The organism is Flavobacterium sp., from assembly GCF_021151785.1.
In the GTDB taxonomy this organism is placed as follows: domain Bacteria; phylum Bacteroidota; class Bacteroidia; order Flavobacteriales; family Flavobacteriaceae; genus Flavobacterium.
In genome coordinates this window covers 20,972-29,167 of the sequence record NZ_JAGKWP010000018.1, presented here as the reverse complement: position 1 = coordinate 29,167, position 8,196 = coordinate 20,972, and the positions used below count along the sequence as shown (strand labels likewise).

General features: G+C 30.6%; 9 protein-coding genes. All 9 read left to right on the top strand.

Going from position 1 to position 8,196, the window contains the following annotated elements:
* Window positions 1-30: 30 nt before the first annotated feature.
* The 9 genes from xrtF (at window position 31) to QZ824_RS03280 (ending at window position 8,156) form a co-directional block, all read left to right on the top strand.
* Entirely contained in the window at window positions 31-588 is a 558-nt protein-coding gene (xrtF, locus tag QZ824_RS03315; RefSeq protein WP_291274609.1) for an exosortase family protein XrtF, read from the top strand.
* Complete coding sequence (locus QZ824_RS11725) at window positions 563-1,006, top strand: exosortase F system-associated protein (RefSeq protein ID WP_366844176.1); 444 nt, start codon at window positions 563-565, stop codon at window positions 1,004-1,006. Before xrtF ends, QZ824_RS11725 begins: the two co-directional genes overlap by 26 nt.
* Before the next feature lie 30 nt (window positions 1,007-1,036).
* Window positions 1,037-1,855, top strand: a complete 819-nt coding sequence (locus tag QZ824_RS03310; RefSeq protein ID WP_291274608.1) for an ATP cone domain-containing protein — start codon at window positions 1,037-1,039, stop codon at window positions 1,853-1,855.
* Window positions 1,856-1,862: 7 nt separating this feature from the next.
* Window positions 1,863-3,218: an MBL fold metallo-hydrolase gene (locus QZ824_RS03305; protein ID WP_291274607.1), complete on the top strand. Its 1,356-nt coding sequence runs from the start codon at window positions 1,863-1,865 to the stop codon at window positions 3,216-3,218.
* A 44-nt stretch (window positions 3,219-3,262) separates the two neighbouring features.
* Window positions 3,263-3,685, top strand: coding sequence for a hypothetical protein (locus QZ824_RS03300; RefSeq protein ID WP_291274606.1), 423 nt, complete (start codon window positions 3,263-3,265; stop codon window positions 3,683-3,685).
* A 77-nt stretch (window positions 3,686-3,762) separates the two neighbouring features.
* The gene (locus QZ824_RS03295) at window positions 3,763-6,027 is read left to right on the top strand and encodes a TonB-dependent receptor (protein ID WP_291274605.1); all 2,265 of its coding nucleotides are present in this window, start codon (window positions 3,763-3,765) and stop codon (window positions 6,025-6,027) included.
* Window positions 6,028-6,083: 56 nt separating this feature from the next.
* Window positions 6,084-6,425 carry a heavy-metal-associated domain-containing protein gene (locus QZ824_RS03290; protein ID WP_291274610.1) on the top strand — a complete coding sequence of 114 codons (342 nt, stop codon included), beginning with the start codon at window positions 6,084-6,086 and terminating at the stop codon, window positions 6,423-6,425.
* 49 nt (window positions 6,426-6,474) lie between these two features.
* On the top strand, window positions 6,475-6,954 hold the full coding sequence (locus QZ824_RS03285) for a DUF1761 domain-containing protein (protein ID WP_291274604.1): 480 nt from the start codon (window positions 6,475-6,477) through the stop codon (window positions 6,952-6,954).
* 35 nt (window positions 6,955-6,989) lie between these two features.
* Complete coding sequence (locus tag QZ824_RS03280) at window positions 6,990-8,156, top strand: GNAT family N-acetyltransferase (protein ID WP_291274603.1); 1,167 nt, start codon at window positions 6,990-6,992, stop codon at window positions 8,154-8,156.
* Window positions 8,157-8,196 lie beyond the last annotated feature (40 nt).

The window sequence follows — 8,196 nt, the reverse complement described above, 5'->3', positions numbered from 1 at the left end:
AAATTATATTTTTGTTAAAAATTAATTATTTTGAAAAAAGTATTTGGTCAGCATAAACCATTCTTCGTTTTCTTATTTAAGTTTTTGATGTTCTATTTGCTTATCACTATGCTTTATAAGTTTTTTTTGAATAGCTATTCCATAGAGCGTAAGGAAGTGGATGCAATTACGACTCATGTTGCAAATCAAACAAAGAACACTTTTCTTTTTTTTGGTAAAGATTGTAAACTTTTTAAGCACGAGTTTGAAGCTTCTTTTAAGCTTATTTACAAAGGAAAATATGTTGCAAGGATAGTAGAAGGGTGTAATGCTATTAGTGTAATTATACTTTTTGCATCATTTGTTTTTGCTTTTTCATCTAATTTTAAAAAGGCATTACTTTTTATGTTAATAGGAGCAATGTTAATTTATGTTTTAAATATTTTAAGGATTGTATTATTGTGTGTTTCTCTATATTATTATCCTCAATTTGAGCATTTGCTTCACGGTACTGTATTTCCATTGGTAATTTACGGTGTTGTTTTTTTATTGTGGATTATATGGGTAACTAAATTTTCAGTATATGGAACAAGGGTTGATAAAAAGTAAAAGACGTTTGTTTTGGATATTACTTTTTACTTTTGGTCTTATAAGTATTCGTGCTTTTGAAAGAGATTGGTTTTACGATCCTTTTTTAGACTTTTTTAAAGATAATTTTCAAAATCAAGATTTACCGAAATATGAAGGGATGAAGCTTTTTTTGGGATTGTTGTTGAGATATTCCTTAAATAGTTTTTTTTCTATTCTGATTATTCAAACTTTATTTAGACAGAAATCTATAACAAATTTGACAATTCTATTGTTAATTATCTTTTTCCTGATTTTAATATCAGTATTATTTGGTTTGTTACTTTTTTCAAAAAAGCCTGACTATTTAGTCTTGTTTTATGTGAGAAGATTTTTGATTCAACCTTTATTTTTGATTTTATTTATTCCTGCTTTTTTTTATCAAAAGAAAGAGCAATAATTTTTTGTACCTTTATAGAAATATTTTCTTATGAAGGTAGTGAAATTTTCTGGCGAATTAGTTGAGTATGACAAGTCCAAATTAAGTGGGTCTCTAAAAAAATCTGGAGCTAGTGATGAAGTTGTAGCTGAAATTTTAAATAAAATTGAAATGCAGTTATACGACGGCATATCCTCAAAAAAAATTTATAAACTAGCTTTTCAATTATTAAAAAATTCTGCTAATGTTCATGCGGCTCGTTATAATTTGAGAACAGCCATATTAGGTTTAGGGCCGGCTGGTTTTTATTTTGAAAAATATATTGCCAAGATTCATGAATGTCTTGGTTTTGAAGCGACAACTAATGTAGTATTGAATGGGAAATGTGTATCTCATGAAATAGATGTTTTGCTCCTTAAAAACGATTTAGTAAAAATGATAGAATGTAAGTTTCATTCTAGCAATGATGCTAAATCAGATGTTAAAATTCCAATGTATATCCTTTCTCGCTTTAATGACTTAAAAGATAGAAGTTATAGGCTTTTTGGGCGCAATAGAGCTATTAATAGTTGTCTAATCGTTACAAATAATAAGTTTACAGAAGAGGCCATAAAGTTTGGTACTGGTTACCAACTAGAAATGTTAAGTTGGGATTATCCATTAAAAAAAGGATTACGAGAAATTATTGATCAATATAAAATCTATCCAATAACTTGTTTGACAACCTTAACGCAATTTGAAAAGGAGAAACTATTAGCGGTGGATATCATCACAGTTAAAGACTTAATTGAACAGAATGATTGGTTAGAAAAACTAGAAATTAGTAAAAACAGAATAAGAAAAATATTGTCAGAGTCACATCAATTATAAATCTATTATGAAATTATATTTTTTAGGAGCGGCAGGAACGGTAACAGGTTCCAAAATTTTAGTTGAAACAAACCAATTACGAATATTGATTGATTGCGGAATGTTTCAAGGGTTAAAAAATTTACGTGAAATGAATTGGGAACCCCTTCCAATTTTGCCTAATACTATTGATTTTGTATTGTTGACACACGGGCATCTGGATCATTGTGGTTATTTACCTAAATTAGTAGCTGATGGCTTTAAAGGAAAAATATTTTGTTCACATCCCACGAAAGAAATAACTAGACTGATTTTAGAGGATAGTGCGAAAATTCAAGAAGAAGAGGCAGAGAAAGCAAATAAAGAAACTTATTCAAAACACAAACCTGCAATGCCTTTATATTCGGTAGAGGAAGCGGAGAAAGTTTTACCTCATTTTCGTGTGGTTGAGGAAGGTGTAGAAGTTCAACTTGCTGATAATTGTTGGTTTAAATTGTTCTATGCTGGACATATTTTAGGTGCTTGTTCTATAGAATTACATGTGGAAAATAAAATTCTAGTATTTTCGGGGGATATTGGTCAAGATGATGACGTGTTGATGTTTCCTCCTAAAAAGCCCAAAAAAGCTGATTTTGTGTTTTTAGAAAGCACCTATGGAAATCGAATTCATCCTCAGGAAGATACATTATTGTTCTTAGAGTCAATTATTAATTCAACTTATGAGGCAAACGGCAATGTAGTTATTCCAAGTTTTGCCGTAGAACGTGTTCAAACTGTAATGTATTTGCTATGGCAATTGAGAAAGCAGAATAGAATACCTAAAATAGGTTATGTAATTGATACTCCTATGGGAATTAATGTGTTAGATACTTTTCAAAATAATTTGAAATGGCACAAATTAACGCCTAAAGCATGTAAAGAAATGGATGAGATGTTTACGCTTGTAACCAAGTTTGAAGAGACCATTGATACCATATATAATCCTAAACCTAAAGTAGTTATTGCTGCAAGTGGAATGATTACTGGAGGAAGGGTTTTAGCTTATCTTGAACACTATATTGTGAAACCTGAAAATACTATTGTATTAGTTGGATATCAAGCAGAAGGAACTCGAGGAAGAAGATTATTAGAAGGAGAAAAAGAGATTAAAATGCATGGAAAGTATTACGATGTGAATGCTAATATTACTTCAATTGAAGGATTGTCTGCACATGGTGATCAAAATGATTTAGTAAATTGGTTGAAAGAATTGGAATTACCTCCACAGCAAGTGTTTTTAATCCATGGAGAAAATATGGCCTTGGATGCATTAAGAATTAAGTTAAAAGAACAATATCATTTTCCTATTATGATTCCAACATTAGGGCAAGTGATTGAAATATAGTTCATAGTGTGTTTTATTTAAAAAAAAAATAATACATTTGTTCCGTGATTTTAAAAAGACAAATAAGCGTGTTGTTAGCACTTTTTATCCTCGTGATAAATAGTAGTGCTAGTCTTGTTTTGCATTTTTGTCACGATGAAATCTCTTATGTTTCTTTAGTTTATCAAGAAAATTCTATTATTGATTCTACTGAAGAGGATTCTTGTTGTTCACCGCAAATGAATCAAGATGAGCAAGAAGATAAGGGTTGTTGTTCTAATCAGGAAATCAAAGTAGATAAAAAGATTGATTACACAATTTTTAATACTTTTGATTTTGCTTTTCAGGCAGTATTTTTTCCTGAAACTCTTCCTGTCTTTAAGAAGTCTACAGAAGTTTTGCGTCAACCTATTCGTTATGATTATTATTGCGAAGCAAACGCACCACCATTTTATAAACTTTATTCTCAATTTATTTTTTACGCATAATCAGCACTTTTTAATCGTTAGGATTCTAATTTTGGTAGAATCCCAAGTTTATTTGTTTAAAAAGTAACTGATTTTTTATGTTTTATAGAATCTTAATAGCTTTGTTGATGCCAATGTTAACTTGGGCACAATCAAGTATTTCGGGTAAAATTGTTGATACTAATTATCAACCTGTTGCGCAAGCCCAAATTACAATTGCGGAACAAAATATCACCTTAGTTTCAGATCAAAATGGACTATTTAGTCTGATTCAAGGCAATCAAGAAGTCACTTTATTAATAGAAGCTTTTGGTTATAAAAAATTAGAACAAAAGCAAAGTTGTGTGCAAAATTTTGTTTTAGTTTTAGAAAAGCAAAATACAGAAAAAGAGATTGCAACCGTAGTGGTTAAAAGAGAACAAAAAGCCATGAACCGATCTGTAAAAGCAGTAACTAATACTATTCATTTATCACAAAAAGAATTGCAAAAAGCAGCTTGTTGTAATTTATCTGAAAGTTTTGAGACGAATCCATCGATAGATGTCAATTTTTCAGATGCGGTAACCGGTAATAAACAAATCAAAATGCTAGGTTTAACGAGTCCGTACATCTTAATGTCTGAAGAAAATATACCAGCTATTCGAGGAGCTTTACAAGCAACTGGTTTGAATTTTATCCCAGGTACATGGGTAGAAAGTATCCAAATTACCAAAGGAGCGGGTAGTGTAACTAATGGGTATGAAAGTGTTTCGGGTCAAATTAACTATGAACTGTTAAAGCCTATAAAAGAAGTTCCTTTTTACGGTAATGTATATGCTTCTAATGATGGCCGTTATGAAATAAATACCCATTTTAAGACCCAATTTTCAGATAAATTAAGTTCACTTATTTTATTACATGGAAATACAAGAAATCAAGTTAACGACATGAATAACGATGGTTTCATGGATAATCCATTAGGGAAGCAGGTGAATATTTTAAATCGTTGGCAATATAATGATGCTGCTAAAGGGATTGTTAGTTTTTTTAATGTCAAGTATTTTAAAGATGAAAAAACAGGTGGACAAGTAGGGTATTCAAGAAATGAATCTTCTTCTTTGTGGGGCAGTCAAGTTGATACAGAAAAAATAGAATTATCTAATAAAATAGGTTATGTTTTTCCTGATATGCCTTTTCAAAGTTTAGGATTCCAGCAAGCATTTCAATACAATAAGCAAAGTAGTTTGTTCGGAAGCGGTATTCATGATATAAAGCATAAAAGTTATTTTGCCAATCTATTGTTCAATTCAATTATTGACAATACAAAAAATAAGTTTATTAGCGGGATTAATTTTACTTTTGATCAATTTGAAGAAAATTTAGCCGTTAATTTTTCAAGAAACTTTGACCGAAAAGATAATTCATTAGGTGCGTTTTTTGAATATTCATATGATAATTTAAATAATTTGAGTTTTGTTTTAGGAGCACGAGTAGATCAACATAATAGATTGGGTGCTTTTTTCACACCTAGAGCGCATCTAAAATATTCTCCTTTTGAAAAAACAACACTACGCGTTTCTGCAGGAAGAGGTAAGCGGGCAGCAAACATTTTTGCAGAAAATATTAATTTATTAGCTAGTTCTAGAGCCATTGTTATTCAAGAGTCACAAGGAAAATTGTATGGACTTAATCCAGAAATTGCTTGGAATTATGGTATGAGTTTTAACCAGAAGTTTTCTTTATTAGGCAGGCAACATGAATTTGTACTCGACTACTATATGACTGATTTTAAAAATCAAGTAGTGGTAGATTTAGAAAACCCTAGAGCAGTAGTTTTTTCAAATTTGAATGGGAAAAGTTATGCAAAATCTTTTCAAATGGAATTAAATTTTAATATTCTTACTCATTTAGATATTAGAACGGCCTATAAATATTTAAATGTTAAAACAGATTATCAAACAGGACTTTTAGAAAAACCGTTGCAAGCTAAACATCGATTTTTTGCTAATGTGGCTTATGAGACTCATATTAAAGATAAAGGTCAGCAGTGGAAATTTGATGCTACTTTCAATTGGATTGGAGCACAAAGATTACCAAACACAGGTTCAAATCCAATTGTTTACCAATTAGATAATAAGACCCAACCATATCAGTTGGTTAATGCACAAGTAACTCGAACTTTTTCAAGTGTTTTTGAAGTTTATGTAGGAGGGGAGAACTTGGGTAATTTCAAACAGACCAATGCAATTATAGCTTCTGATGATCCTTTTGGGACTTATTTTGATAGTACAATGATTTATGGTCCTGTTTTTGGTAGGATGTTTTATGCGGGTTTACGATTTAAAATAAAAGATAATAATAAAGAAGAAAAACACAATCATTAAAAAATAGAATTATGAAAAAAATCATATTAACATTAGTATTTATTTTTAGTATATCAATGAATATGCAAGGGCAAGAGGTGAAAAGAGAGGCAGTAGAAACAGCTGAAATTAAACCAAATAAAAATAGAAAAGTTGAGTTTGCAGTAGATGGGAATTGCGATATGTGTAAAAAGAGAATTGAGAAAGCCGCTTTTTCAGTAAAAGGTGTAAAATCGGCTGATTGGCATATGGATCATAAAGATATTCATTTAATTATTGATGAAACAAAATGTTCTGTATTGGATGTTCAAAAAGCTATTGCAAGGGCAGGTCATGATACTGAGGGAGTTAAAGCAACAGATGAAGAGTATGCTAAGATTCATGGTTGTTGTCAATATCGTACCCAAGAATCACATTAATTCATCGATTTTTATTATTTTTGGTTAACTAACCAATAAAAAATATATTATGCCAATTAATCCTATCGCCTGCTTAGTAGCAGCATTATCAACATTTCTTGTTGGTTTCATTTGGTACAACCCAAAAGTATTTGGTACCATTTGGATGAATGAAACAGGAATGACCGAAGAAAAAGCACAACGAGGAAATATGTTAAAAATCTTCGGTTTAACTTTGCTTTTTTCATTGTTAATCTCATTTATGGTTGTTCCAATAATGGTTATCCATCAAATAGGAGCCATTCAGCTTGTGGGAGGAGATGAAACAAATGCATCATTGATTGAGTTTCTAAAAGACAAAGGAGATGCTTTTCGTTCATTTAAACATGGTGCTTTGCATGGTTGTATGGCAGGTTTAACTTTTGTTCTTCCTGTAACAGCTATCAATGGTCTTTTTGAACACAAATCATGGAAATACATCCTCGTTACAGCTGGTTACTGGGTTGTTTCTTTAACACTTATGGGTGCCATTATTTGTGGTTGGAAATAATTAACATTTTATTATCATAGTTTCGTCCTACTTTTGTGGGACGATTTTTTTTTGCTTTGGAACAGTTATCATTTAAAATTTTTTCGAAAACCAGTGAGTTACCATCTAATTGGAATGAGGTAGCTAAGGATAACCACTTTTTACAAACTCCTTATTTAAAGGTTCTTGAACAGTCAGCTCCAACCAATATGGAGTGTTTTTTTATTGGAATTTTTGAAAATGAATCACTCATAGGAACTGCTTTAGCTCAATATTTAGATTTAAATAAATTGTCATCATTTGGAGAACGAGATAAATGTTTAAGAACATGGGTTCGTAATTTTGTTTTTAAAAACTTTGCATCACATGTATTGTTTTTAGGTAACAACATGATTACGGGTCAAAATGGTTATGCTTTTTCAAATACCGTTGATTTTAAATCATTAAGTGCTATTTTACTTCAATCCTCAGAGGCCATTGTATCTTATTTCAAAGTCAAAGGAATTAAGATTCATATTGTTTCTTTTAAAGATTTTTATGAGATATGTTCGGAAGCATTAAAACAGTATGAATTTAGTAAGTTATATGAATTTAATACTCAACCTAACATGGTGTTTGCTATTCCTTCATCTTGGAAGACAAAAGAAGACTATGTCGGAGCTTTTACAAAAAAATACCGAGATCAATACAAGAGAGCAAGAAAAAAAAATGAAGGGATCTGTGTTAGAGAATTAGAATTAGATGAAGTAATTGCTTTAGAAAAGGACATTTACAAGTTATATCATTATGTGGCACAACACGCCCCTTTTAATACTTTTTTTCTAGATAAAAATCATTTTTCTATTTTTAAAAAACAATGTGGGTCACGTTTCCGTATTTATGGCTATTTTATTGAAGAGGATTTGGTAGGTTTTCACTCTATTCTTTTGAATGGTTTAGTATTAGAAACCTATTTTTTAGGTTACGACGAAAGTATTCAAAAAGAAAAAATGCTTTACCTTAACATGCTTTACAACATGACTGAATTTGGTATAGAAAATGGTTTTAACAAAATTATTTTTGGTAGAACAGCATTAGAAATTAAAAGTTCAATTGGTGCAGAACCAATACAGATGTCTGGGTTTATTGAGCATAAAAATTCTCTTATCAACAAGTTTATTAGTCGGATTTTTCACAAGTTAGAACCAGAATTGATATGGCAACAAAGACACCCTTTTAAGTAGCATAGCGATTGTAGTGTATCTAACCTTAATCACTAAAAGA

What these genes read in the sequence shown, in the direction of transcription:
- QZ824_RS03295 (WP_291274605.1), top strand. Translation starts at nt 3,763, where the DNA reads ATGTTTTATAGAATCTTAATAGCTTTGTTGATGCCAATGTTAACTTGG.
- QZ824_RS03290 (WP_291274610.1), top strand. Translation starts at nt 6,084, where the DNA reads ATGAATATGCAAGGGCAAGAGGTGAAAAGAGAGGCAGTAGAAACAGCT.
- QZ824_RS11725 (WP_366844176.1), top strand. Translation starts at nt 563, where the DNA reads ATGGAACAAGGGTTGATAAAAAGTAAAAGACGTTTGTTTTGGATATTA.
- QZ824_RS03285 (WP_291274604.1), top strand. Translation starts at nt 6,475, where the DNA reads ATGCCAATTAATCCTATCGCCTGCTTAGTAGCAGCATTATCAACATTT.
- QZ824_RS03305 (WP_291274607.1), top strand. Translation starts at nt 1,863, where the DNA reads ATGAAATTATATTTTTTAGGAGCGGCAGGAACGGTAACAGGTTCCAAA.
- QZ824_RS03310 (WP_291274608.1), top strand. Translation starts at nt 1,037, where the DNA reads ATGAAGGTAGTGAAATTTTCTGGCGAATTAGTTGAGTATGACAAGTCC.